General features: G+C 35.8%; 22 protein-coding genes. 6 read left to right on the forward strand and 16 right to left on the reverse strand.

The window, feature by feature from the left end; genetic code table 11:
* Positions 1 to 53 precede the first annotated feature (53 nt).
* Positions 54 to 851 (forward strand): hypothetical protein, encoded by a 798-nt coding sequence (locus K319_RS0104635; protein WP_027382573.1) that lies wholly within the window; start codon positions 54 to 56, stop codon positions 849 to 851.
* Between the two features lie 31 nt (positions 852 to 882).
* On the opposite strand, the gene K319_RS0104640 is transcribed toward K319_RS0104635, so the two are convergent.
* The 3 genes from K319_RS0104640 to K319_RS20925 form a co-directional block, all read right to left on the reverse strand.
* Positions 883 to 1584 (reverse strand): CoA transferase subunit A, encoded by a 702-nt coding sequence (locus K319_RS0104640; RefSeq protein ID WP_027382574.1) that lies wholly within the window; start codon positions 1582 to 1584, stop codon positions 883 to 885.
* Positions 1585 to 1915: 331 nt separating this feature from the next.
* A complete protein-coding gene (locus K319_RS0104645) occupies positions 1916 to 2311 on the reverse strand; it encodes a hypothetical protein (protein ID WP_235696077.1) in 396 nt (131 codons plus the stop codon).
* 153 nt (positions 2312 to 2464) lie between these two features.
* A complete protein-coding gene (locus tag K319_RS20925; protein WP_027382576.1) occupies positions 2465 to 2656 on the reverse strand; it encodes a hypothetical protein in 192 nt (63 codons plus the stop codon).
* Positions 2657 to 2771: 115 nt separating this feature from the next.
* Between K319_RS20925 and map the strand changes: the two genes are divergently transcribed.
* Positions 2772 to 3536 carry a type I methionyl aminopeptidase gene (gene map / locus K319_RS0104655; protein WP_027382577.1) on the forward strand — a complete coding sequence of 255 codons (765 nt, stop codon included), beginning with the start codon at positions 2772 to 2774 and terminating at the stop codon, positions 3534 to 3536.
* A 65-nt stretch (positions 3537 to 3601) separates the two neighbouring features.
* On the opposite strand, the gene uvrA is transcribed toward map, so the two are convergent.
* Entirely contained in the window at positions 3602 to 6430 is a 2829-nt protein-coding gene (gene uvrA / locus K319_RS0104660; protein WP_027382578.1) for an excinuclease ABC subunit UvrA, read from the reverse strand.
* 152 nt (positions 6431 to 6582) lie between these two features.
* On the opposite strand from uvrA, the gene K319_RS0104665 reads away from it, so the two are divergent.
* Positions 6583 to 7377, forward strand: coding sequence for a S1/P1 nuclease (locus tag K319_RS0104665; RefSeq protein WP_027382579.1), 795 nt, complete (start codon positions 6583 to 6585; stop codon positions 7375 to 7377).
* 193 nt (positions 7378 to 7570) lie between these two features.
* Here K319_RS0104665 and K319_RS0104670 read toward each other — a convergent pair whose 3' ends face one another.
* The 11 genes from K319_RS0104670 to K319_RS0104720 form a co-directional block, all read right to left on the reverse strand.
* Positions 7571 to 8059 carry a GNAT family N-acetyltransferase gene (locus K319_RS0104670; RefSeq protein WP_027382580.1) on the reverse strand — a complete coding sequence of 163 codons (489 nt, stop codon included), beginning with the start codon at positions 8057 to 8059 and terminating at the stop codon, positions 7571 to 7573.
* Between the two features lie 15 nt (positions 8060 to 8074).
* On the reverse strand, positions 8075 to 8998 hold the full coding sequence (locus K319_RS0104675; RefSeq protein WP_084403397.1) for a UbiA family prenyltransferase: 924 nt from the start codon (positions 8996 to 8998) through the stop codon (positions 8075 to 8077).
* Between the two features lie 114 nt (positions 8999 to 9112).
* Positions 9113 to 10039, reverse strand: a complete 927-nt coding sequence (locus K319_RS0104680) for a mevalonate kinase family protein (RefSeq protein ID WP_027382582.1) — start codon at positions 10037 to 10039, stop codon at positions 9113 to 9115.
* Between the two features lie 95 nt (positions 10040 to 10134).
* Complete coding sequence (locus K319_RS0104685) at positions 10135 to 10947, reverse strand: alpha/beta hydrolase (protein WP_235696078.1); 813 nt, start codon at positions 10945 to 10947, stop codon at positions 10135 to 10137.
* 8 nt (positions 10948 to 10955) lie between these two features.
* Positions 10956 to 12380: an MFS transporter gene (locus K319_RS0104690; protein ID WP_051230426.1), complete on the reverse strand. Its 1425-nt coding sequence runs from the start codon at positions 12378 to 12380 to the stop codon at positions 10956 to 10958.
* 229 nt (positions 12381 to 12609) lie between these two features.
* Positions 12610 to 13791, reverse strand: coding sequence for an acetyl-CoA C-acyltransferase (locus K319_RS0104695; protein WP_027382585.1), 1182 nt, complete (start codon positions 13789 to 13791; stop codon positions 12610 to 12612).
* Between the two features lie 108 nt (positions 13792 to 13899).
* Entirely contained in the window at positions 13900 to 14325 is a 426-nt protein-coding gene (locus K319_RS0104700; RefSeq protein ID WP_027382586.1) for a hypothetical protein, read from the reverse strand.
* 225 nt (positions 14326 to 14550) lie between these two features.
* The gene (locus tag K319_RS0104705) at positions 14551 to 15633 is read right to left on the reverse strand and encodes a porin family protein (RefSeq protein WP_027382587.1); all 1083 of its coding nucleotides are present in this window, start codon (positions 15631 to 15633) and stop codon (positions 14551 to 14553) included.
* Positions 15634 to 15640: 7 nt separating this feature from the next.
* Entirely contained in the window at positions 15641 to 16348 is a 708-nt protein-coding gene (locus K319_RS0104710) for a hypothetical protein (RefSeq protein WP_027382588.1), read from the reverse strand.
* Positions 16329 to 16889: an RNA polymerase sigma factor gene (locus tag K319_RS0104715; protein WP_027382589.1), complete on the reverse strand. Its 561-nt coding sequence runs from the start codon at positions 16887 to 16889 to the stop codon at positions 16329 to 16331. Before K319_RS0104715 ends, K319_RS0104710 begins: the two co-directional genes overlap by 20 nt.
* A gap of 104 nt (positions 16890 to 16993) precedes the next feature.
* The gene (locus K319_RS0104720; RefSeq protein ID WP_027382590.1) at positions 16994 to 17974 is read right to left on the reverse strand and encodes a hypothetical protein; all 981 of its coding nucleotides are present in this window, start codon (positions 17972 to 17974) and stop codon (positions 16994 to 16996) included.
* A 129-nt stretch (positions 17975 to 18103) separates the two neighbouring features.
* On the opposite strand from K319_RS0104720, the gene prfB reads away from it, so the two are divergent.
* Positions 18104 to 19216 carry a peptide chain release factor 2 gene (gene prfB / locus K319_RS0104725; protein ID WP_027382591.1) on the forward strand — a complete coding sequence of 371 codons (1113 nt, stop codon included), beginning with the start codon at positions 18104 to 18106 and terminating at the stop codon, positions 19214 to 19216.
* Between the two features lie 53 nt (positions 19217 to 19269).
* On the opposite strand, the gene K319_RS0104730 is transcribed toward prfB, so the two are convergent.
* A complete protein-coding gene (locus K319_RS0104730) occupies positions 19270 to 20598 on the reverse strand; it encodes a dihydrolipoamide acetyltransferase family protein (protein ID WP_027382592.1) in 1329 nt (442 codons plus the stop codon).
* A 124-nt stretch (positions 20599 to 20722) separates the two neighbouring features.
* Between K319_RS0104730 and K319_RS0104740 the strand changes: the two genes are divergently transcribed.
* Together K319_RS0104740 and K319_RS19795 are read left to right on the forward strand one after the other, a co-directional pair.
* A complete protein-coding gene (locus K319_RS0104740; RefSeq protein WP_027382593.1) occupies positions 20723 to 21013 on the forward strand; it encodes a putative quinol monooxygenase in 291 nt (96 codons plus the stop codon).
* A gap of 139 nt (positions 21014 to 21152) precedes the next feature.
* Positions 21153 to 23741 carry a T9SS-dependent M36 family metallopeptidase gene (locus K319_RS19795; protein ID WP_051230429.1) on the forward strand — a complete coding sequence of 863 codons (2589 nt, stop codon included), beginning with the start codon at positions 21153 to 21155 and terminating at the stop codon, positions 23739 to 23741.
* Positions 23742 to 23805 lie beyond the last annotated feature (64 nt).

Raw genomic sequence — 23805 nt, forward strand, 5'->3', positions numbered from 1 at the left:
TTGATTACATAATTATAGAGTATATTTACTAACAGTATCAATTTTTATAATACGTGGAAAATTTCTCCTTTGAATTTGAAAAGGCTCAAGCCGAATTTATTAAATCAAATGCTTCCGAAAAAAGCATTGAGAATATTTATGACATTATCAATTTTTTAAAAGATATTGACGAGAAAAATTTTGAAGAAAATTATACTCTCGCTTGTGCGTATGAGTTAATTGAAGAAAACATTTATGCTTCAAATATTATTGAAAAATTGTTATATAATAATTTTAATGAGTTTGAAACTAAAAAATTAAGTTTACTCCAAGAACATATCAAATCTAAAAATAGCTGGAATAAAAAAACTTACAGGGATTTAAGAGACGCAAAGTCTGTTAAAATACCCACCAAATTGAAATTGAATGATTTTATTATTTCAAATGCAAATGACGAGAATAAATATAGAATAACTCTTACTAACGAAATTGAAAGTATTGTAATACTGAATAAAAATGTAAAAATTGAAGATTTATGGTTAGATGATAACAACAGCGTAGTATTTTCAAATAATAACCCTACAAATTCATTGCTATTAAAATTGATTGATTATATAGAATGGATAGGAGATATAAAAGACGAACTATTAAATTTTCATAATAAATTATTACTTACAGAAGGTGAACTTTTATATGTAGGGCAAAAATGGTATGATAGTTTAGATATAATTGATTTCTGGATTGAGGTTGATGATTTTGAAAATTTTGAAACACACTTAATTTTACTCGATTATCTTCAAAATGGTTATGGATTTCGTCTTGAGATTGAAAACAGAAACATTAAAAGTATTGAATATGACCCAAATTTATGAAAGAGGATAAAATAAATTATCAAAGCATAAATTAGTTCTTCTTCCTCACAGTCCTCTGCTCAATCCTTTTCTCATAATTCTCGCCTTGGAAAATCCTTTGAACCATAATTCCGGGAATATGGATTTCATTTGGGTCAAGTTGTCCAGGTTCTACCAATTCTTCTACTTCCGCAATGGTAATTTTTCCGGCTCCGGCCATTGGAAAATTAAAATTACGAGCCGAACCTTTGAAAATCAAATTTCCGGCGTGGTCGCCTTTCCAGGCTTTTACGATGGAGAATTCGGCGTTGTAAGCGTGTTCCAAGATATGAGGTTTTCCGTTGAAATCTTTAACTTCTTTACCTTCCGCCACTTCGGTTCCGTAACCTGCCGGCGTATAAAATGCCGGAATCCCGGCTTGTGCTGCTCTGCATTTTTCTGCCAAAGTTCCTTGTGGCGTCAATTCCACTTCCAATTCTCCGGATAACATCTGACGTTCGAATTCTGCATTTTCTCCAACATAGGAAGAAATCATTTTTTTGATTTGTTTTTTCTGAAGCAATAATCCCAAACCAAAATCATCAACACCAGCATTGTTGGAAATACAGGTCAAATTATTGACATTTTTCCTTACCAATTCCGCAATACAATTTTCAGGAATGCCGCAAAGCCCGAATCCGCCAAGCATTATCGTCATTCCGTTTTCTATATCTTTTACCGCTTCTTCAGCGTTTTTCACTCTTTTATCAATCATAAAATTGAGTTTTCTTTTGTTCAATTTGTTGGTTTATAAATATAGAAAAAACCAGTTATTAGACGAAAGAAAATAGAGAAAAGATGAAAAACTTTTAATTCTCAGATTTTGCAACCACAAAAGTATCAAAAGAAATAGTTCTATAACAGTATATATCATTTGATTAAAAAAAACTTCAACTCCGCTCAGCCTGACAATTTTAAAAGCCTTCGAGAACCTTATGTACTAGATTAGAAATGTCACACTGAGCGGAGTTGAAGTGTTTTGAGATAAAAAAAGCCGTACACCAGAGATGTACGACTCTTTCCTAACAATTTTAAACTTTTAATTCTTATCGGTTATCTATCGTAACGCTCACTGGCATTACATAAGATGATGCTACCATTTTTTGGTTCAGTTTGTCCACGTCTACTTTGTAAAGCAGATGTGACAAAACATTTTCAATTTCTTTGCTCACATTTTTACAGTCACCGTTGGCGCGAACATTGGTAATTTTCCCATCCTGTGAAAGACTGAATCTCACATTGGAATTTACAATTCCTTCCTTATAATCCTGATTGGTAAAATCAAAATTATCCTTCAGCAATTTTCTCAGTTCCCCAAAACCATCGCCCGAATTAAGGAAAACTTCCTGTATATTATTGTCTGTCGATTGAGCTTTTACTAAGTTTAGCGTTCCTAAAAATCCAAATAAAAATATTGATAACGCTAGCATTTTCTTGTTCATAATCAATTGATTTTAAGTTATTACTTATCTAATGTTACGACAAAGTTACAAAATATATACATTTAGTTAATATTAAATTAACATTGAGGATAAAAATTTAACATTGGAAAAAAGAAAAAGGATTTTGAAATTTCAAGATCCTTAATATATGTTTTATTTGTTTTGTCCAGGGGCAAAAGGCTTTGCAGACTTGGTTCCATAGACCTTTTTGGCTTGTCCAGGTGGCATTGGTTTAGCAGCATGGCCTGGGTGTTTAGGTGGCTTTGGTGGTCTTGGCGGAGCAGCACAGGCTACAAAACTTAACGAGAAAATAATTGTTACCAAATAAATTTTAAGTGATTTCATAACTTTTTTATTGATGAATCACAAATCTGATACCAATTACAAAAGTATTATCCTTTGTTGCCTGATAAATTCTTAATTGATAAATTTGAATATAAATGAGATCAAATTACAAATTATGTCCATTACCAACGAGTCAGAATTAATCGGAATGCAAAAGATAAGTGAAGCGGTTGCGCTCACTTTAAAAGAAATGAAAAATTTTGCCAAACCTGGAATCACAACAAAAGAATTGGACGATTTCGGTGCAAAAATCCTTAACGATCTAGGTGCCAAATCAGCTCCATATTTGACTTATGGATTTCCTGGCTATACTTGTATCAGCGTGAATAATGAGTTCTGTCACGGCATTCCTTCAGAAAAAACGATTCTGAAAGAAGGTGATCTAATTAATATTGATATTTCTGCCGAACTGGATGGGTTTTGGTCAGATAATGGAGCATCATTTGTGATCGGAGAAGACATCAACCAACATCAAAATCTCATTAATGCTTCCAAAGAAATATTGCAAAAAGCAATTTCAAATATTAAAGGCGGGGTAAAAATCTCTGATATAGGGCACTTGATGGAAACCGAAGCCAAGAAAAGAGGCTATAAAGTAATCAAAAACCTGACTGGTCACGGCGTGGGAAGAAGCCTGCATGAGGAACCTCACGAGATCGCGAATTACAGAGACCGTTTCAATATGCAAAGATTTAAGAAGAATTCTGTAGTGGCGATCGAGACTTTTATTTCCACGACTTCGACTATTGCTGAAACTCTTGAAGATGGCTGGACAATGGTCGGGAACAAAGGTGGTTTTATGGCACAACATGAACATACAATTGTCGTAACGGACGGAAAACCTATTATTATGACAGAAGCCAACGAGATTTGGAACTAAAAATATTAAAACAAAATTGCCACTCTTTAAGAATGGCAATTTTTATTTTTAATAATCTGACCTGTTTACATTTCTTTTTTCAAAAACCTTGCTGTCAAACTCTTTTTAGATTTGATAATCTCTTCCGGCGTTCCTTCCGCAATGATCTGTCCGCCGTGTTTTCCACCTTCCGGACCAACATCGATAATATGGTCAGCAAGTTTGATAACATCCATATTATGTTCGATGATGATGAAAGAATTACCTAGTTCTACCAGTTGTTCGATAGCTTCCATAAGAATTTTCACATCTTCGAAATGAAGCCCTGTGGTCGGCTCATCCAGAATATAAAGCGTATTTCCGGTTTGTTTTTTGGAAAGTTCGGTGGCCAGTTTTACACGTTGTGCCTCTCCTCCACTCAAGGTCGTGGATTGCTGTCCAATTGTGATATAACCTAGGCCAACATCTTTCAGAGTTTTTACTTTGTTAAAGATCTTCGGAATCGGCTGGAAAAATTCTACCGCTTCATTGATCGTCATATCCAAAACATCGGAAATCGATTTTCCTTTGTAACGGACTTCCAGAGTTTCGCGGTTGAAACGTTTTCCGTGGCAGGTTTCACAATGAACATAAACGTCTGGTAAAAAATTCATTTCAATCACTTTCAAACCGCCTCCCTGACAAGTTTCGCAACGTCCGCCTTTCACATTGAAAGAAAAACGTCCGGCTTTGTAACCACGGATTTTACTTTCCGGCAATTCAGCGAAAAGATTTCGGATATCTGTGAACATTCCCGTGTAAGTCGCTGGATTGGAACGCGGCGTCCTTCCGATCGGACTTTGGTCGACGTCTACGATTTTATCGATATTATCAATTCCCTCGATGCTTTTGTAAGGCAAAGGTTCCTGGATGGCTCTGTAAAAATGACGATTCAGAATCGGGTACAAAGTTCCATTGATCAAAGATGATTTTCCACTTCCGGAAATCCCTGAAACCACAACCAATTTTCCAAGAGGAATTTCGAGCGTTACATTTTTAAGGTTATTACCGGTCGCACCTTTCAGGACAATCGATTTTCCGTTTCCTTTTCTACGTTTGGCAGGAATTTCTATTTTCCGTTTTCCTGTGATATAATCAGCTGTAATCGTATTGGCTTTTTTAATGTCTTTCGGATGACCTTGCCAAAGAATCTCTCCACCGAATTTTCCCGCTTTCGGACCGATATCCAGAACGTGGTCAGCTTCCAGAATCATGTCTTTGTCGTGCTCCACCACCAGAACCGAATTACCAATATCACGAAGATGTTTCAAGGAATTAATCAACCTTTCGTTATCACGTTGATGAAGACCGATTGAAGGTTCATCCAAAATATAAAGAACATTGACCAATTGAGAGCCGATCTGAGTCGCCAGACGAATTCTCTGGGATTCTCCTCCGGAAAGTGTTTTCGAGCTTCTGCTCAAACTGAGATAATCCAAACCGACATCCAAAAGGAATTGCAGTCTGGTTTCGATCTCTTTCAGGATTTCGTGCGCAATGATTTTGTTCTTATCACTGAATTTATCTTTTACATCCGCCAACCAATCTTTGAAATCCAGCAAAGACAATCCGTTAACTTCCGCAATATTTTTTCCATCGATTTTGAAACTCAGACTTTCCTGGCGGAGACGTGCGCCTTTGCAAGTCGGACAAGTTTCTTCTGTCGTGAAATTTCGTTCTACCAAAACAGCATCGTAATTTTCTCTTTCCTCAACAATCTCTTCGAGGGTTTTTACCAAACCTTCGAAATTGATTTTGATTTTTTTAGAAATTCCGGCGTGTTTCAGTTCTTTGGTAATGTCGCTACTGTAACCGTAATAGATGTACTCTAAGGCTTCTTTCGGAATATCTTTGAATGGGGTTGTCAAACCTAAATCAAAAATTTCAAGAATTGATTTGATTTGAGACAGAATCCATTTGTTGGATTTCAGCTGTTCCAATGGCAACAATGCGCCCTGGTTAATTGATAATTTGTCGTTTTCTACAAAATAATCTGTATTGACCTTTTTAACAGTTCCAAGCCCCTTGCAGGTTTCGCAGCTTCCTTTTGGAGAATTGAAGGAAAATGTATTAGGTTCCGGCAAAGCCATAGAATCTCCCGTAGAATCATCCATCAGATTCTTACTGAAAAAATGAATCTCGTCTTGTCCCATTTCCTGAATCGCAATCAATCCTTCGCCCATATCAGAAGCAGTTTTCAGGGATTTTTGCATTCTTAGTTCAGTAGCATTTTCTCCGATGATCCATCGGTCAATCACCACTTCAATATCGTGGGTCTTATATCTGTCAAGTTTCAAATCATATTCGATGTCTTGTAAAACACCATCGATCCTGGCCTGAGAATAACCTTTTTTGGAAAGATGGATGAACAATTCGTGGTAATGTCCTTTTCTGGAACGTACGACCGGCGCGAGTAAATAAACTTTCTTCCCTTTGAAGTTATCTTTAATCGTTTCCAGAATTTGTTCCTCGGTATAACTTACCAATTTTTTCCCTGATGATAATGAATAAGCATCCGAAACTCTTGCAAACAGAAGTCTCAGAAAATCATACAATTCCGTAATGGTTCCAACGGTTGAACGTGGATTTTTGTTCGTCGTTTTCTGTTCGATGGCAATTACCGGCGATAATCCTTCGATTTTATCAACATCCGGCCGTTCTAGTCCGCCCAAAAACTGTCTTGCATATGCGGAAAAAGTTTCGATGTAACGGCGTTGGCCTTCGGCAAAAATCGTATCAAAAGCCAAAGAGGATTTTCCGCTTCCGGAAAGTCCTGTGATAACAACCAACTCATTCCTTGGGATTTTTACAGATATATTCTTGAGATTGTGTTCTCTGGCACCGTAAATCTCGATAAATTCTTGATTATTCTTCATTGAAAAGTCTCATTCTGGGAAAACGCAAAAATACGGAAATTAATCGACGATTGCACTTTAGCTTAACTTAAGTTTAATAATATTTAACAATGATTTTGTGAGAATAAAACTATGGGTAAAGGTATATTTGCAATCTGAAATAAATCAAAAAAATGAAACGTATTTTATCAAGATCCACATTGGCAATTTGTATTTTATCATCACTCTACTCTTTTGCGTGGGGATTGACAGGACACAGAATTGTAGCGGAAATAGCACAACATCACTTGAGTTCCAAAGCTCAAAGAAATATCAAAAAATTATTTGGAGAACAGAAAATGGCTTACTACGCCAACTGGCCGGATTTCATCAAATCTGACACAACAGGTGTTTGGAAAGAAACTTCTGCGTGGCATTATGTCAACATCAATCCACAGAAGAATTTTCAACAGTTCAAAGATTCTTTATCGGTCCAGAAATCTCCGAATCTTTACACTCAAATCAGAATCCTATCTGACAAAATCAAAGACAAAAATGTTTCTGATAAAGATAAAAAAGAAGCTTTGATTTTCCTGATTCATTTAGTTGGTGACCTTCATCAGCCGTTGCACGTTGGAAGAGCTGAGGATTTGGGAGGAAACAAAATCAATGTCACCTACTTTGGACAAAATACCAATCTGCATTCGCTTTGGGATTCAAAATTGGTTGATGACCAAAAATATACTTATACAGAATTTGCAAATCTTTTGGACGTAAAATCAAAAGATGAGGTGAAACAGATCCAAAGCGGAACTTTGGAAGAATGGTTGTTTGACAGCCACAAAATTGCTAATTCAATCTATTATCAAACTCCGAAAGATTCCAAATTGAGTTATAATTACAACTATCGTTTTGAATCCACACTTGAAAGACAATTGTTGTACGGCGGATTGAGATTAGCAAAGGTTTTGAATGATATTTTTGGATAGAATCAGAAGTTTAATTTTTAGTATATTAAAATTTTAAATCTCGCAGATTTTAGAGATTTAGCAGATAATTAATAAAAATCTGTATAATTTGCTTAATCAGCGAGAAATTATTTAATAAATCAATTTAAAAGTCTGGTTTCAAAAGATTATTAGACTATTCTATTGATTGCTCTTAAGATTTGTTGATACAATCTTAGTCCAAATTTTTGATCATCCAAAGATTACAACCAGAATGTCCGGAATCACCCAAGGCTTTTTCCAAATACTGAAATCCTTGCTTTTCGTAAATGGAAACGGCTTTGCTGAATTCTGGCAAACTTTCCAGATAAACTTTTTGATAGTCTAATTCTTTTGCTTTTTCAAAACATTTTTCCATCAGCAATTTTCCGATTCCTTTTCCTCTCGCTTCTTTTGTAAGGTAAAACTTCACCAGTTCTGTTGTATTTTCAGGAAGGTTCTCTGTTGGAAAAAGACCACAGCATCCTAAAATCAAACCATTTTCTTCAGCAACAAACAAAGCTGAACTTTCTGCTTTGAATAACGAATACAAATCATCCGTAGTTGGGTCGGAATAAACCGTCCCACAAGTGCATTCTACTTTGAAATCGTGAAAACAACTTCTGATGATCTTGGCAAGTATCTCGTTATCTTCTAGTCTATTTTTTCTAATTATTATTGGCATCCAGATATTTTTATTTTAAATCAGCCAAGGATATTTGTGATAAATCCCATCGAAAAGCATTGCTAAGATCCCGAAGAAAATCCACAGCCTAAGAAGATTCAGAGATTTGAATTTGTCATTCTTCTGATTTCGGAAAAGCATAAAAACAGTTCCAATAATAACGATCGTTGTCGTTAAAAAATACCAGGCCATAATGTTTTTGAAGCCAATGCCAACACTTAGAACCACGGAAGTTGCTAAAGTAATCATTAACAAAATTAATAAAATCGACCTCGTATTTTGAAACCCCAATCTATTAGCAATTGTATCATAACCGAACATTTTATCAGCATTTTTTGTTAATGTATCTTTCATAATATCGATGATAAATAACATCAGGAAAAGAAAAATGGCCAGAAACAAAATCTTGAGAGAGAATGTCTGATAATAAATCAACATCCCAAAGAATGGGTAAAGTGTCAAGGCAACAAAAGTAAAATTGTTGAGGACAATGATCTTACTAAGTTTATGACTGTAAAACCACATCAGAAACTGATAGATCAGGAAGAAAATAAAAACTCTGTGAGACACGAAAATTGCCAATCCCAGTGATAATACATTCAGAATGACATAAGCCGTAAGAAAGTATTTTTCTTTGAGGAAACTTTGTAGTCTTGAACGGAAAGGTTGGGTCAATTGGTCTTTTTCCTTATCATAAAACCGATTGATGATTCCGCCTGCCAAAATGCTGAGAACGGAACAAATGATAATCGAGTGAACTTTATAATCAAATACAAAATTTCTTAAAGTCTCCTCCCTATTGAATAAGAAAAATGTAGAAACGTAAAGCGCAAAAGTGAGCAAAACCGTAACAAAAAAACGAGCACCCAAAAGAAAACCCATCAACTGAGAAATACGGTAAAGTGCATTTCGGGAAGTTGGTTTTTCTTCGTTTGTCATTTTAATTACTGTACTTAAACACTTCGACTCCGCTCAGTGTGACAACGCTAATGCTAACCATAATTTAGAGCTGTCAGTCTGAGCGGAGTCGAAGACTTGGTTTTATTAAATTGATTAAAATCTGTAAATCACTTCTTTGTGGAATCCTTCCAACATCTCTTCCGCTTTTGCATAATCTTTTGCAAAACCAAGAATATAACCTCCGCCTCCGCTACCGCAAAGTTTCAGGTAATAAGCGTTTGAATCCAGACCTTTTTTCCAAACATTGAAAAGATTTTCCGGAATCATCGGGCGGAAATGCTCGTAAGCCCAAACCGACAATTTTTTCAGATTTCGAAAAAACGGGTTCATATCTTTTTTCAGGAAAGCGTCGATACAAGCGTTATTGTAACGGATAAATTCTTCTTTCAACGTCTTACGGAAACCTTCATTTTTTAGTTTCTCAAAGAAGATCTGAATCATTGGCCCGGTTTCTCCGGTTATTCCGGAATCAATCAAGAAAATGGCGCCTTTTCCTACTTCTTCTTTTGGAAGAGAAACTTTGCCAACATTCTCCTTGTTCTCGATAAGAATCGGAAGATTCATATAGCAAATCAAAGGATCCATCCCGGAACTTGTCCCATGGAAATAGCTTTCCAACAAACCGAAAACTTTTTTCAGGTCTTTCAGTTCATCTTTAGAAATGGTTTCCGGATCTCTTTTTGTGAAAGAATATTTTTCGAAAATTGCTGCAACCAAGGCGCCTGAACTTCCAACACCATATCCTTGCGGAATGTTGGAATCGAAGAACAAACCTTTCTCTATATCATTTTTGAAAGCATCTACATTCAGTTTGAAATCTGAAGGCAATTCTAAATCAGCTAAATAATTGGAATATTTTTCTAAAGATTGGTTGGATCTTTTCTCAAAATCGTTGTCCAAATCAGAAAACTTAAGTGTTCCTTTATAAAAACTATACGGTACAACCAACCCTTGTGAGTTCTCTATCATTCCGTATTCTCCGAACAAAATTATTTTTGCGTAAAATAAAGGGTTATTCATATCGTGCTTTGATGATGCAAATTTACAAAAAATAAACTATTCCAATGTTATCAATAAATGAACCGAAATTTTGAATTTCAATCAATAGATCAAAATTAGCTCTCTGGCGGAAATAATTTCAGAAAACCTTCGTAAACACTTTTGTGCAAAATAGTCGCGTGATTATCGTCGGTCATTAGCTTATATTCTAATTTCAATTTCTTTTTTCCAGAATTTTTAAGGATTTGATATAATCCGTCTGCTTCCTTTACCATCATTTCATGCTCATTCTTGCCAACAGAAATATAAACGAAACATTCATCATCTTTTTGTTGTGAAATCAATTTTGCGGCATTATTATAAAGACTTTCGTTGTCCCACCAAAGACTCGGACTGATGATGAAATAATGCGTGAAAAGCTCCGGTTTTTTCAAAAAGATTTCCGTGGCGACCAATCCGCCCAATGATTGCCCAATAACATATTTCGTTTTATCGGTCTTATAGGTTTTATCGATGTAAGGTTGTAATTCCTCCTCAACAAACTGAATAAACTTATCCGAATGTCCTGTCGTAGGATAATCTTGCTGTAAATCTTTCAAATCTGTGTGAAATGTAAAATCTCTTTTTCTATCAACATTTTCAATCCCGACAATAATAAAGTCAGGCATCTTAAATGACAAATTGAAAAATTGCTGAAGTCCGACCAAATGAAGAAAATCCTCATTCATACTTCCATCCAGAATATAAATGACAGGATAACTTTTGGATTTATCGTAATTCTGAGGAAGATAAATATTCAGTGTTCTTTTTTCATTAAGAATTTTCGAATTCAAAGTTACTTTCTCTCCGATTTTCAAATCTTCGACAACCGGACTTTGAGAGCTTAAGATCGAGAATATGAATAAAAATGCAAAACTTAATATTTTCAAACCAGCAATTATTTGGTATTATTTTTAACTTTTAGAAAACGAATAAAAACCAATCCCAAAGCAAAGAAAATTGTCATCGATAAAGCAGCATAGCGCATATTGTTGTAATGCTCAATCAACGTTGCAAAGATGAATGTTCCAAGAATAATCGCCAATTTTTCTAATACATCATAGAAACTGAAATACGTTGTATTATCCATAGAATCAGTCGGAAGCAATTTGGAATAAGTTGACCTGGACATTGCCTGCAAACCACCCATTACCAGACCAATAACACCGGCAATTCCATAGAACTGATATTCTACATTCGGGTTTTCTTTATTAAGGTAATATGCCGCAAGACAGGCCCCTATCCACATTGCAACTGTAATACTGATGACATTTTTATTTCCTATTTTCTTCGATAACCAGGAGAAAAATAATGCACCTATAATCGCCTCGATTTGAATTAACAATAATGTCATTATCAATTTGTCCTGAGCCATATTGATCTCGCTTTTCCCAAACAAAGTTGCCATAAGAAAAATGGTCTGCATACCAACACTGTAAAAGAAAAAGCTGGTCAGGAAATATTTAAGATTTCTGTCTCCGAAAAGATGATTTCCAACCTTAAATAATTCTTTGAAACTTTGTTTTACAATATCAATATAGAAACTGATGTTGTCTTTGAAAACCTCAACAAAACCGCCTTGTTCAGCGTGACTTTTGAAAATATTTTTATAATTAAGCAAAACCAAATCCTTTGGCAATTGTTCTTTAACCTGGCCAAATTGTGGCAAATGTTTAAATGTATATTGTGAGAATCCAAACCACCAAGCGCCTGTCAACAAGAAACTTACTCTTGTGTAAATCGCCGCCTGTTTAGGAGTTTCCGCACAAACCTGAATCAGAACAAGGCAAATCACCACCAAAATCACAGAACCGATATAACCGTAAACATAACCTTTTGCAGATAATGCATCTTGTTTGTCAGGCGTTGCAATGTCCGGTAAAAAGGAGTTATAGAAAACTAAACTTCCCCAGAAGCCGACACTTGCTGTCACACTGAATAATAATCCCAGCCAGACACTTCCCATTCCTGTAAACATCGCCAATCCCATACAAGATGTTGCTCCAAGATAACAGAAAAACTGGAGGAAAGATTTTTTATTTCCAATCGTATCTGCCAAAGAAGACAAAATCGGAGAAAGTAAAACCACGATCAAAAATGAAAGCGTAAGAGAATAGCCGTAAACTGCATCAGGCTGATATTCTTTTCCGAAGATTTTAATCAGATTTCTTACAGGAACTTTTATCCATTGTCCCGTTTCCTTCACATACTCATCTTTTTCATAAGCCGTTGTAAGAATCGAGTAATATATTGGGAAAATTGTGGAAGTAATAACGAGTGAATAAACTGAGTTTGCCCAGTCATACAATGCCCAGGCGCGCATTATTTTCGGATTATTCTTAATTGAGTTTTCGGGAATTGTTTTTTTTCTATTTCAGACATTGGAAATAATTATTTAGACAAATGTAAAAAAAGGAATTACAAGTTGACAAAAAAATGCGTTTGTATCATAAATTTAATAACAAAAAACCCTTTCGAGACTTTGAAATCTGAAAGGGTTTTGAATTTTATTTTGTTATTTCAACCACAAAAGTCGAAGTGGTATTAAAAATCTATTGCAAATTTTCAATCACGATAGCCGTTGCGCCACCGCCACCGTTGCAAATAGCAGCTGCACCGAGTTTTGCATTATTCTGTTTCAGAACGTTGATCAAGGTTACGATAATTCTGGAACCGGAACTTCCCAGCGGGTGACCGATAGAAACCGCTCCTCCATTCACGTTTACTTTCGCAGAATCCAATCCGAGAATTTTGTTATTTGCTAAACCAACAACAGAAAACGCTTCATTAAATTCAAAGAAATCAATATCATCTTTTGTAAGTCCAGCTTTCTCCAGAGCAATCGGTAAAGCCTTTGAAGGTGCCGTTGTGAATCTTTCCGGCTCAACAGCTGCATCAGCGTAAGAAATGATTTTTGCCAATGGCTTTATTCCCAATTCATCCACTTTTTCTTTCGACATCAGAATCAAGGCAGAAGCACCGTCGTTCAAGGTTGAAGCATTTGCAGCCGTTACAGTTCCGTTTTCTTTTTGGAAAACTGTTGGCAAAGTTGGAATTTTATCAAATTTAACAGCTTTGTATTCTTCATCTTCTGAGAAAACAACTGGTTCTCCTTTTCTTTGAGGAATGGTTACAGGAACAACTTCATCTGCGAATTTGCCGGCTTCCCAAGCTGCAGCCGATCTTTTATAAGATTGAATAGCAAAGGCATCCTGCTCTTCTCTTGTAATATTGTTTTCTTTAGCACACAATTCCGCACATACACCCATGTGAACTTTGTTGTAAACATCGGTCAAACCATCTTTCAGAAGTCCGTCCTGCATTTTGATATCGCCAAGTTTCACACCATTTCTTCCGTCAAGATAATGAGGGACCATCGACATATTTTCCATTCCACCCGCAACAATAACATCTACATCTCCTGCTTTAATCGCCTGAGCAGCCATTGTAACGGCTTTCATTCCGGAAGCACAAACTTTATTGATCGTTGTTGAAGGCGTACGATTTGACAAACCAGCGCCTAAAGCCACTTGTCTTGCCGGAGCCTGTCCTTCGTTGGCCTGTAAAACATTTCCCATATAAATTTCTTGAACCAAAGTCGGGTCAAGATTGATTTTGTCTAAAGCTCCTTTTACCGCAGTAATGCCCAATTGTGTCGCTGGAACGCTCGAAAGGCTTCCCATAAAACTTCCCATCGGTGTCCTGACTGCTGATACAATGAATACTTCTTTCATAATATTTTTAATTTTGATTGTATATTAATTTTTCAAACACAAAGTGTACAATTTTTTTAACTACTAATATTTTAAGGCCACAAGGTTTGACTTCGTCAAATTTTTGAATTAATCGTTTTCCTTGTGAAAATCTTTGTGTCTTTGTGGTTCAATTCTATTTTTTCTTGATGCGATTAAAATCAGGACTGCTCCAAGAAATTCTATGAACCATCCCCAAGATAATTTTACAATTCCGGCAAATGTGGATCGCCAAGACTTGAATGGTAAAAAACTGAAATAATCCAAAGATTTCAACTTAATCGCAACGATTGTGAAAACAAAAAGCAAAATCATTAAGAATACCATTATTCTCACGAATTTATTTTTGTCAATCAGGATAAAAACCAGCATTAATAAAGAAAATCCCCAAAGTATGATGGCGAGTGTGTTATCCACTTTCCAATAGTTCCAGTTTCCAACAATCGGAATATGGACCAAAGGCAAAAAACTGCCTGCCACAACCAAAAACAAACCGATTAACTGTAAATTTTTCATTCTTAATTCTTGTTCGCCAATGTAAATAAAAAAATTTTGAGTTGCAAAAATGAATTAAGAAGATTTTTCAAATGTGATTTTGACCTTCGGAAGGGATAGAGACTGTTGAGATTCCTTCGGAATGACAAAACAAAGGATTTTAAGACAAAAACTCACATCCCTTTCGAGATATGAGCTTTAATAAGAAAATAGTGTATAAGAATGTTCTATGAAAAATGTTATCAGTTAAAAATCAATATTGGCGATTTCTATTCCGATTTGGATTCCGTTTTTGTTTGGTAAGTTTGCCTTGCTATTGAAAATCGGTGTGAAATCTTTTTTGATGAATAAATTAACACCTCCATAACCCAAACTGAATTTCCCGCCGAACAAGAAAGCATTCACGCCGTCATCCAAAGTATAATCATACTTTTTGAACTTATCGTTTTCATTATGATATTTCACTTTTACGATGCTTCTCGTATTGATTCCCGCATAAGCTCCCAATCCAACTTTCCACATTTTTTTTCGGACCTCGAGATATTGTTTTCCGTCATATTCTGTATATTTTGGATTCAGATATAATTGAAATTCAATTGGTAAAGTCAAGTAAACATTTCTCAGTTTTGAACGTTTTAAGTTTCCTTCCTGAAAATCTTCAAGAAATAATTGTGAGTTATCCTGAACAAAAACCTGCGGACGTTTCGGCATATAGGTATCGGTTCTGTAAGCCAATCCATATCTCAAAACCCAAGGACTCGTGAAGCTTCCCAACTGCTTATCTTTTCTGAACTGTACCTCAACACTGTGCGAGTTTCCGATTCTCATCTCAGAATCATTTTCAAACGGATTGAAGCTGCCTTTGTCCTTTGTAAGATTTGCGAAAGCATAACCTACACTGACAGCACTCGTATTGATATATTCTTTTGGCGACCTGTCTCTCTTTTTAATTTTAATTGATAAACCAGAGGTTCCAAAAACCATCACATTTTTACTTTTCAAAGTGTCTGGTTTTGTATTATAAACCGAATTGGTAACAGCAGTTTTTGTGATATCTTCCAGTTGCTGACGCTCATTTTCAATTTTATCATTAATAATAGCTTCATATTTTTTAGAAACAGCCTCTTTCTGAGCGATCTGTTCTGATTTGGTTATTTTTCCGGAAGAAAATGCTTCATCTATTTTATCTGTTTCAGCTTTCATATTCGCTTTCTCTGTCGATACGATTGAATTGACTTTCTCGGTATAAGATTTCATCTGATTATCAAGCGTAGTCTGTGCTGTAGCAAAGCTGGAAAGCATTGCCAGAAGTAAAATTTTAAATTTCATAGTTTAATTATTTAGTAGTTGTAGAATCTTTGTCGTAAAGTGTAATTCCGAAGAGTTTGATACGTTTCGGGTTTGGGAAATCAGACTCGCTTTTGATTTTCGGTGTGTTGATTCCCATTGCGGATTTTGGTGTTTCTGTTTTGGCCTTGTCTATTTCTACTCCGAAAAGTAAATCAGACGAAGACACGTATTTTACTTTTTCTTTTGGTTTCTGAATATCAGTTTGAGCCAATTGTTCTTCCGGTTTAGAAACAATCTGAGGTTCTTCTTTTTTTATAATGTTTTCTTTTTCAGGAATTTGATTGTTAGTTTGATTCACTTTTTTAACTGATTCCGTCAATATAAGTGGATTAGAAGAATTTTTCCCATTTTCAACCGCCAATTTTTGATTATCAGTTTCGGAATTATTTTTTGCTGGAATTAATTTCTCAGCTCCATTACTCTCTGACTGGTCAATTGTTGTTAGAACTGTATTTTGATTATTAGTCTGATTTGCAAACTCCTGATTTTCATTAATATGAGATTTATTATTAATAACCAGAAAACTTCCGCCTAAACCAACCATTAACAAAATCACAGCGGCATATCGCAACCAAATCACTTTCGGTTTCTTTTCTCTCACAGGAGCCTGGTCGAGTTTCTCTTCCAATCTGTCCCAAAGACTGTCAGAAACTTTCATTTCCTGTTGTTCGTATTTAGATTTCAGATTCTGCATTTTGTTTGGTGTTTTGTTGTTGATCAAAATAATCCTGAAGCCATTTCTTTGCTTTACTCAATTGGCTTTTGCTTGTTCCTTCGGAGATATTCAGGATTTCTGCAATCTCCTGATGCTTCTTTTCCTCAAAAACCGAAAGATTGAAAACCAGTTTGTAACCAATCGGCATTTCTTTGAAAATCACTTCTAAATCTATATCCTGAGAAAATTCCGTAACATCTTCCGTCTGTTCTGCAATCGCATCTGTAAATTCAGTTTCCGCATACAGAATATGTTTGTTTTTTCTAATGAAACTAATGGCGTCATTCACCACAATTTTTCTCAGCCAAAAAGGAAATGATTCATAATTCTTACAATCTTCAATTTTCGTAAACGCTTTATAAAAAGCATTCATCAAAACATCTTCTGCATCATTCCGATTATTGATGTACGAATTGGCAACCGACAACATTTTTCCTGAAAACATCTCGAACAAACTCTTCTGAGCCAGTCGGTCATTTTTCTTTGCTTTGGAAAAGATATGTTGTAAATCTCGTTTCATTTTCTCTTTCTGACTATAAGACGGCAAACTATTGAAATGGTTGCCTGATTTTTTTAAATTAATTCAACAAAATATATAACTAATTGAAAATCAACAAATAAAATTTAATTAATTTTTATTTTATCAATAGAGAGTTTCGAAATCATGAGACAGCTCAGGAAAATAGGAATATATAATCTTATCTCATACAAAGCTCCTGTATAAAAACACATAATAATGTACGGTAGCGAAAAAAGGTGAAAAATCAATATATTCCTGGTTGTCTGCCTATTATTGGACACCAACAAACTAAATGCAAAAAATACTATCCAAAATAAAATCCCAAATAAACTTCTTGTTTGCGTGACATTTCCAACAAAAAAATTTTCATTTCTAATCTCAAAACTATCAGTAGCTAATCTTACTCCAATATAGGTCGCCAAAAAACCAATTAATAAATATACCAGCGGTTGCCAACTTTCTTTATTTAAACCATATTTATTATACAAAAAAACCGCTGCAAATGACAGCGACAAAGCAGAAGATTCTCTGTTAAGTGTAGAAATCATCAAAATAGAAATCAAAACAAGAAACAGAACCAATCTTTTATTTTCCAGATATTTCAAAAATATTAAGACAAAAACAAATAAAAAGAAATAACTGCTGCAGTCATAAGGAACCAACACAAACTGAGACAGTCCGATCGACAATGTAGAAAGTGTAATGACAAATATTTTCTCCGACTGGTTTGCAAAGAAATACTTTGTTTCGGTTATCAACAGCAGAACGATATTCGTTAATATCAAAAAAAATGTATTAAGAAATGCATAAGCGAAAAACATATTTGGTTGCGCATTCTTATCCCAAAAATCCATTTTAAGCCTAATTTCAAATGGAAGGCCTTCCAGAAAATTATAAATATAAATTAAAAGAGAGGTACTTAGCCAACGGTATTGATAAACACCACTTTCGTACTGTTCTTTGAAAGAATCTATATTGAACAAAGGTGCGGAGTAAACACTTCCAAAAGCAAAATAAATAAAGATATTGACCACAATTGCAAACAGTGTTACAAATATGATTTTAAAAAATAAATTCACTTTCATAAGCTCAATAGTTTTTCAAATAAATCGTAAATATCGTGAATTTTGAAATTCTGGAAATTCCTGTATGATATAAAAGCAAGTAAATAAGTATAAAAACCGTAAATTTGCTTTCCAAAAATCAATACAAACGTGGTAAACACAGACCAAATAAAAGACATACAATCCAGAATAGAAGACCTGCATAAGTTCCTCCAGATCGAAAAGAAAAAAATTGAAATTTCCAACGATGACGAGAAAACCGCCGCTCCCGAATTCTGGGAAAAGCCAAAAGAAGCTGAAGTTTTCCTAAAACAACTTCGTTCCAAGAAAAAATGGGTAGAAAGTTATGAAGAGATCCATTCCCAGTTTGAGGATTTGCAGGTTCTTTTAGAATTTGCAAAAGAAGACCCGGATTCTGAAAAAGAACTCGATGAATCTTTCCCTCAATTAGTCGAAAAAGTAGAAAATCTGGAATTCAAAAATATGCTTTCTAACGAAGGCGACGAGTTATCCGCAGTTCTACAGATCACAGCCGGCGCCGGCGGAACAGAATCCTGTGACTGGGCCAGTATGCTGATGCGGATGTACACGATGTGGGCAGATAAGCAAGGTTACAAAATCCGTGAACTGAATTTCCAGGAAGGTGATGTTGCCGGAGTTAAGACTGTAACCCTGGAAATCGAAGGAGAGTTTGCTTTCGGTTACCTAAAGGGTGAAAATGGTGTTCACAGATTGGTAAGAATTTCGCCGTTTGACAGTAATGCCAAACGACATACGAGTTTCGTTTCGGTATATGTCTATCCTTTGGTGGATGACACGATTGAAATCAATATTAATCCGGCCGACATCAGTTTTGAAACGATGCGTTCTTCCGGGGCTGGTGGACAAAACGTAAATAAGGTTGAAACCGCAGTTCGTCTTCGTCATGCACCAACCGGAATTATCATTGAAAACTCAGAATCACGTTCCCAGCTTCAGAATAAAGAAAAAGCAATGCAACTCTTACGTTCAAGACTTTATGAAATCGAATTGGAAGAACGAATGAAAGCCAGAAACGAAATCGAAGCGGGAAAGATGAAAATCGAATGGGGTTCTCAAATCCGAAATTACGTGATGCATCCTTATAAATTGGTAAAAGATGTACGTTCCGGATATGAAACTTCTGATGTGGACGGTGTAATGAATGGTAACCTGACACCTTTCCTTAAAGCTTATCTGATGAATGAAGGACAAGCCGGAAGTGATGAGTTGGATGAATTATAGAAAAATGTAATATTTAAAATAAAAAAGCCTCAGAAAATTCTGAGGCTTTGATTTTATATTTCTGTATTGAGGTCCCAATTTTCCAGATAATCGTTGACATGTTTCAGGAACATTCCGCCAAGACTGCCATCTACTACTCTATGGTCGTAAGAATGCGACATAAACATTTTCTGACGAATTGCAATCACATCTCCAAACTCAGTTTCGATAACTGCAGGTTTTTTCACAATCGCACCAACCGCCAAAATCGCAACTTGAGGCTGAGGAATAATCGGTGTTCCCATAAGGTTTCCAAAAGTTCCGACATTAGAAATAGTATAAGTTGCACCTTGTGTGTCTGCTGGTGTCAATTTTTTATTACGTGCTCTGTAAGCCAGATCATTGATGGCTTTTGCTAAACCTGACAAACTGAGTTGGTCAGCATTTTTAATAACCGGAACAATTAGATTCCCATCCGGAAGCGCTGTTGCCATTCCGATATTGATGTTCTTTTTCTTGATGATCTTATCGCCATCCACAGAAACGTTGATCATCGGAAAATCCTGAATGGCTTTCACGACCGCTCGGATAAAAATCGGCATAAAAGTTAGTTTTTCGCCTTCTCTTTTCTGGTAAGAATTTTTATTGGCATTTCTCCAGGTCACAACATTTGTAACATCTGTTTCGATAAATGAAGTTACATGCGGCGAAGTATGCTTACTATTAACCATCGCATCCGCAATGATTTTTCGGACACGATCCATTTGGATGATCTCGTCGCCTTCGTTTACACTGATTGGCTGAGCTGGAGTTGGCTGAACTTTAACTTCAGAAACTTGTGTAACTGATTGTTGAGCAGGAGCAGACTGACCCACGCCTCTATTTTTCACAAAACCTAAAATATCTTCTTTTGTAATTCTACCTTCTAATCCGCTTCCTTTGATTGACGTTAATTCTGCTTCTGAGATTTTTTCCTGCTGAACAATTGACTTTACCAAAGGTGAAAGATATAAATCAGAACTTTGATCATTGAATGAATTATCAGAATGATTAGACAATGGCTGTTCCAGAGTTTTTACAACTTCCGGCTCTGGCTGAACGATTTGGTCTTTTACTTCTTCGTAAGATTTTGGTTCAGGTGTTTCAGAATTTGAAGAAGTACCTTCTGTTTCCAAAATCGCAATGGCTTCACCTATTTTAGCAACTTCATCTTTCTGTTTAAGGATTTTGACAATTTTTCCCGAAACTGGTGTCGGAACATCAGAATCTACCTTATCTGTTGCAATTTCTACCACAGATTCGTCCTCTTTTATAAAATCACCTTCATTAAACATCCAGCTGATAATTGTCGCTTCCATAACTCCTTCGCCCATACTCGGGAGCAATAGTTTGTATTCTGCCATTTTACGCTTTTTTGAATTTTCCCAAAAGTACACTTTTTTTTATTAAATATATAAATCTGATATTTAAAATTGATAAGGCATAATTTTTTATAAATTTGATAATCAAAATTTTTAGAATCATATAATGAACATTTACCTAAGTGCGATCATCCGTATCAAAGAAAACTCAATAATGGATGCTATTGAATTGCTCAAAAAACTAGTCATAGAAACTCGCAAAGAAAAAGGCTGCATACAGTATGACCTCTTCGAAGACAACAGGAACAAAGGTGTATTCTTCATCCATGAAAACTGGGAAACCAATGAAGACCTTCACAATCATCAAGTTTCCGACCATATGATGAAGTTCCGTGAGAATATTACACCACTATTGGAAAACCCAAATATTGTTTACGTTGGGAACAAACTTTTTTAAATTTAAAATAATCAATAATTAAGTTAAATTTTTATCAATAACGCAATAAACACAAATTTAATTGTATTTATTACATAAAAAAAGAATTTTTTCAATATTTTTGCTAATCTCAATTTTAAATCTAATTATAAATTTTAATATGAAAATAAATCAACTCACTAAATGTGCCGGCATAGGCGTTTTCTTCTTATTCGCAAATGTGAACGCACAATCCAGCAAACAACTGATCAGCAACTTCATTAAAGAGGATATCAGTTTCCGTAATGCTGTGACACCAGAGTTCAAAATTCTAAATGAGGATAACTCCGCCAGCTTAAGATCCAACATTGTAAACGTTCAGCAATATCACGCAAACACGCCTATTTATCAATCCTTGGCAAAAGCAGTAATAAAAGACAATAAAGTTATTTCCTTCAATAACAATTTTCAAAAAGCGGATCTTACCGTTGTTGCTGACAAGATAGATAAGTCAGAAGCTCTTTCTACTGCACTGCGGGCCCTAGAGATCAAGGAAGGAAATTTTGAGCTTGTAGATGAATCCAAGGGTGAAATGGTCAATTTAGCTGATGATAAAGTGGCAAGCATTCGTTTCTTCTTTCCTAAGAACAACAGCTTAATTCCGGCTCAGTTATTCTTTATCAACAGTGCAAAAGAAAACAAACATTTTTCTGTTTTGGTAAGTCTGGTAAATGGGGAAATTCTTGAGAAAAACAACATGATTATCGAATGTAGTTTCGGTGATGCAGACCGTTTCAGCGAATCAGAGGATAATTCTTCTCATTTGCTGAGCCATTTAAACAACAATCTCAATTCAAAACCAAACCACTCCAAAGCAGTAACCGATGCCAGCTACAATGTATTTGCTTTTCCTGTAGAAGCTCCCACTTTCGGATCCAGATCTATTGTAACAAATCCTTGGGACCCGACCGCATCACCAGAAGGCTGGCATTCTAATGTAACTTTAAATTATACCAACACTTATGGTAATAACGTTTTAGCTTATGTTGATAATAGTGGAACCAATACAGCAGGCTTCTCTCCTACAAGTACTACAACAGGAAGTCTTACCTTCGACTTTCCTTTTGCAGAATCCCCTACATTAAGTCAATACGAAAACAGAGCCTCAACTGTAACCAATCTTTTCTATGCAAATAACATGGTTCATGATATCATGTATAAATTTGGATTTACGGAAGCCACCAGAAACTTCCAATCCAACAATTTTGGCAAAGGAGGCGCTGGAAACGATGCTGTGAGAGCAGAAGCTCTTGATGGAAGTGGTTACAACAATGCTAACTTCGCTTCTGGTTACGAAATATTGAATAGTAACGGATCCTACAGCACCCAAGCCCCAAGAATGCAAATGTATCTATGGAACTATTCCGTCCCACTGAAACAAAGATTATTCTATACAGACCCTGTACTTGCAACCAGACCACCTGTCAACACTGGTTCTGCCAACTTTGGAAGACAACTGATGGAAATCGGGATCACAGCAGATGTCGTAATACCTTCTGTAGCAACAGGGTGTACAGCTCTTACCGCAGGCAGCCTTACCGGCAAAATAGCCATGGTAAACACTACCAGCTGTGGCTATAATGTAAAAGCAAAGACTGTCCAAGATGCCGGAGCTATCGGTATGATCGTCCATAGAACTGCTTCTAATACGGTTACAGATATTAACGTTGCAAACGTTACAAACGTATCTATTCCTTCTATCATGATCCCTAAGGATGAAGGTGACTTTATAACCTCAGAACTTAATGCCGGCAGAACCGTGAATGTCAATTTAAAAGACCTAGCTGTCGGTTACAAAAACTCTAGTTTTGACAATGGAGTGATCGTACACGAATATGGACATGGGATTTCCAACAGATTGACAGCACAAGGATACAGCTGTTTAACAAATTTGGAACAAATGGGAGAAGGATGGTCAGATTTCTTCGCTCTGATGTTGACCAACACACCTAGTTATACATCTACAACAGGTAGAGGAATTGCTACATATTCTGTCAACAGTGCTCCTACAGCTTTGGGAATCAGAAGCTACCGATATACCACGGACATGAATGCCAATCCATTCACTTATGCTTATACAAACAGTACGGGTGGGCAACCGCATGCAGTAGGACAGATCTGGGCAACTATGCTTTGGGACCTTCATTGGAAAATGGCTGAAAAATATGGATACAATTATGATGTAACTGCGGATCCTAATTCTGGAAGCGCTAGAACATTACAACTTGTAATGGATGGCTTAAAACTACAACCTTGCAATCCTGACTTTGTTTCTGGTAGAAATGCCATTCTTCAAGCTGCAGAATTAGCCGGTGGAGAAGACACTTGCCTTATATGGGAAGTATTTGCAAGAAGGGGATTAGGCGTTAATGCTTCAGCCGGAACCGCTACAAGTATTACCGACCAGGTGGAAAACTTTGCTGTCCCTGGCAACTGTATACTTGCCACGGAGGATATTGTAAAAAATAAAAGTTTCGGAATCTATCCTAATCCTTCAAAAGGAGAATTCTTTATCAAAGCTGCTCCAACAGTTGGGAACGAAACAATCAAAGTTGAAATTCTTGATATGAACGGAAAACTGGTAAAATCTCTTGAAAGAAAGAAAAACAGCTCTGATTCTATCTCCACAAAAGGACTTGTTAAAGGGACTTATCTTGTCGTGATTACCGAGAACGGAAAATCTAACGCAGAGAAGCTTATTGTGGAATAACCCGAAGAAATATTCTAAACATAAAAAACCTTTTCAGCTTTTTGTCTGAAAAGGTTTTTTTATG

Source organism: Epilithonimonas caeni DSM 17710, assembly GCF_000426465.1.
GTDB lineage: Bacteria > Bacteroidota > Bacteroidia > Flavobacteriales > Weeksellaceae > Epilithonimonas > Epilithonimonas caeni.

What these genes read in the sequence shown, in the direction of transcription:
- K319_RS0104640 (WP_027382574.1), bottom strand. Translation starts at nt 1,584, where the DNA reads ATGATTGATAAAAGAGTGAAAAACGCTGAAGAAGCGGTAAAAGATATA.
- K319_RS0104645 (WP_235696077.1), bottom strand. Translation starts at nt 2,311, where the DNA reads ATGAACAAGAAAATGCTAGCGTTATCAATATTTTTATTTGGATTTTTA.
- K319_RS20925 (WP_027382576.1), bottom strand. Translation starts at nt 2,656, where the DNA reads ATGAAATCACTTAAAATTTATTTGGTAACAATTATTTTCTCGTTAAGT.
- map (WP_027382577.1), top strand. Translation starts at nt 2,772, where the DNA reads ATGTCCATTACCAACGAGTCAGAATTAATCGGAATGCAAAAGATAAGT.
- uvrA (WP_027382578.1), bottom strand. Translation starts at nt 6,430, where the DNA reads ATGAAGAATAATCAAGAATTTATCGAGATTTACGGTGCCAGAGAACAC.
- K319_RS0104665 (WP_027382579.1), top strand. Translation starts at nt 6,583, where the DNA reads ATGAAACGTATTTTATCAAGATCCACATTGGCAATTTGTATTTTATCA.
- K319_RS0104670 (WP_027382580.1), bottom strand. Translation starts at nt 8,059, where the DNA reads ATGCCAATAATAATTAGAAAAAATAGACTAGAAGATAACGAGATACTT.
- K319_RS0104675 (WP_084403397.1), bottom strand. Translation starts at nt 8,998, where the DNA reads ATGACAAACGAAGAAAAACCAACTTCCCGAAATGCACTTTACCGTATT.
- K319_RS0104680 (WP_027382582.1), bottom strand. Translation starts at nt 10,039, where the DNA reads ATGAATAACCCTTTATTTTACGCAAAAATAATTTTGTTCGGAGAATAC.
- K319_RS0104690 (WP_051230426.1), bottom strand. Translation starts at nt 12,380, where the DNA reads ATGCGCGCCTGGGCATTGTATGACTGGGCAAACTCAGTTTATTCACTC.
- K319_RS0104695 (WP_027382585.1), bottom strand. Translation starts at nt 13,791, where the DNA reads ATGAAAGAAGTATTCATTGTATCAGCAGTCAGGACACCGATGGGAAGT.
- K319_RS0104700 (WP_027382586.1), bottom strand. Translation starts at nt 14,325, where the DNA reads ATGAAAAATTTACAGTTAATCGGTTTGTTTTTGGTTGTGGCAGGCAGT.
- K319_RS0104705 (WP_027382587.1), bottom strand. Translation starts at nt 15,633, where the DNA reads ATGAAATTTAAAATTTTACTTCTGGCAATGCTTTCCAGCTTTGCTACA.
- K319_RS0104710 (WP_027382588.1), bottom strand. Translation starts at nt 16,348, where the DNA reads ATGCAGAATCTGAAATCTAAATACGAACAACAGGAAATGAAAGTTTCT.
- K319_RS0104715 (WP_027382589.1), bottom strand. Translation starts at nt 16,889, where the DNA reads ATGAAACGAGATTTACAACATATCTTTTCCAAAGCAAAGAAAAATGAC.
- K319_RS0104720 (WP_027382590.1), bottom strand. Translation starts at nt 17,974, where the DNA reads ATGAAAGTGAATTTATTTTTTAAAATCATATTTGTAACACTGTTTGCA.
- K319_RS0104730 (WP_027382592.1), bottom strand. Translation starts at nt 20,598, where the DNA reads ATGGCAGAATACAAACTATTGCTCCCGAGTATGGGCGAAGGAGTTATG.
- K319_RS0104740 (WP_027382593.1), top strand. Translation starts at nt 20,723, where the DNA reads ATGAACATTTACCTAAGTGCGATCATCCGTATCAAAGAAAACTCAATA.
- K319_RS19795 (WP_051230429.1), top strand. Translation starts at nt 21,153, where the DNA reads ATGAAAATAAATCAACTCACTAAATGTGCCGGCATAGGCGTTTTCTTC.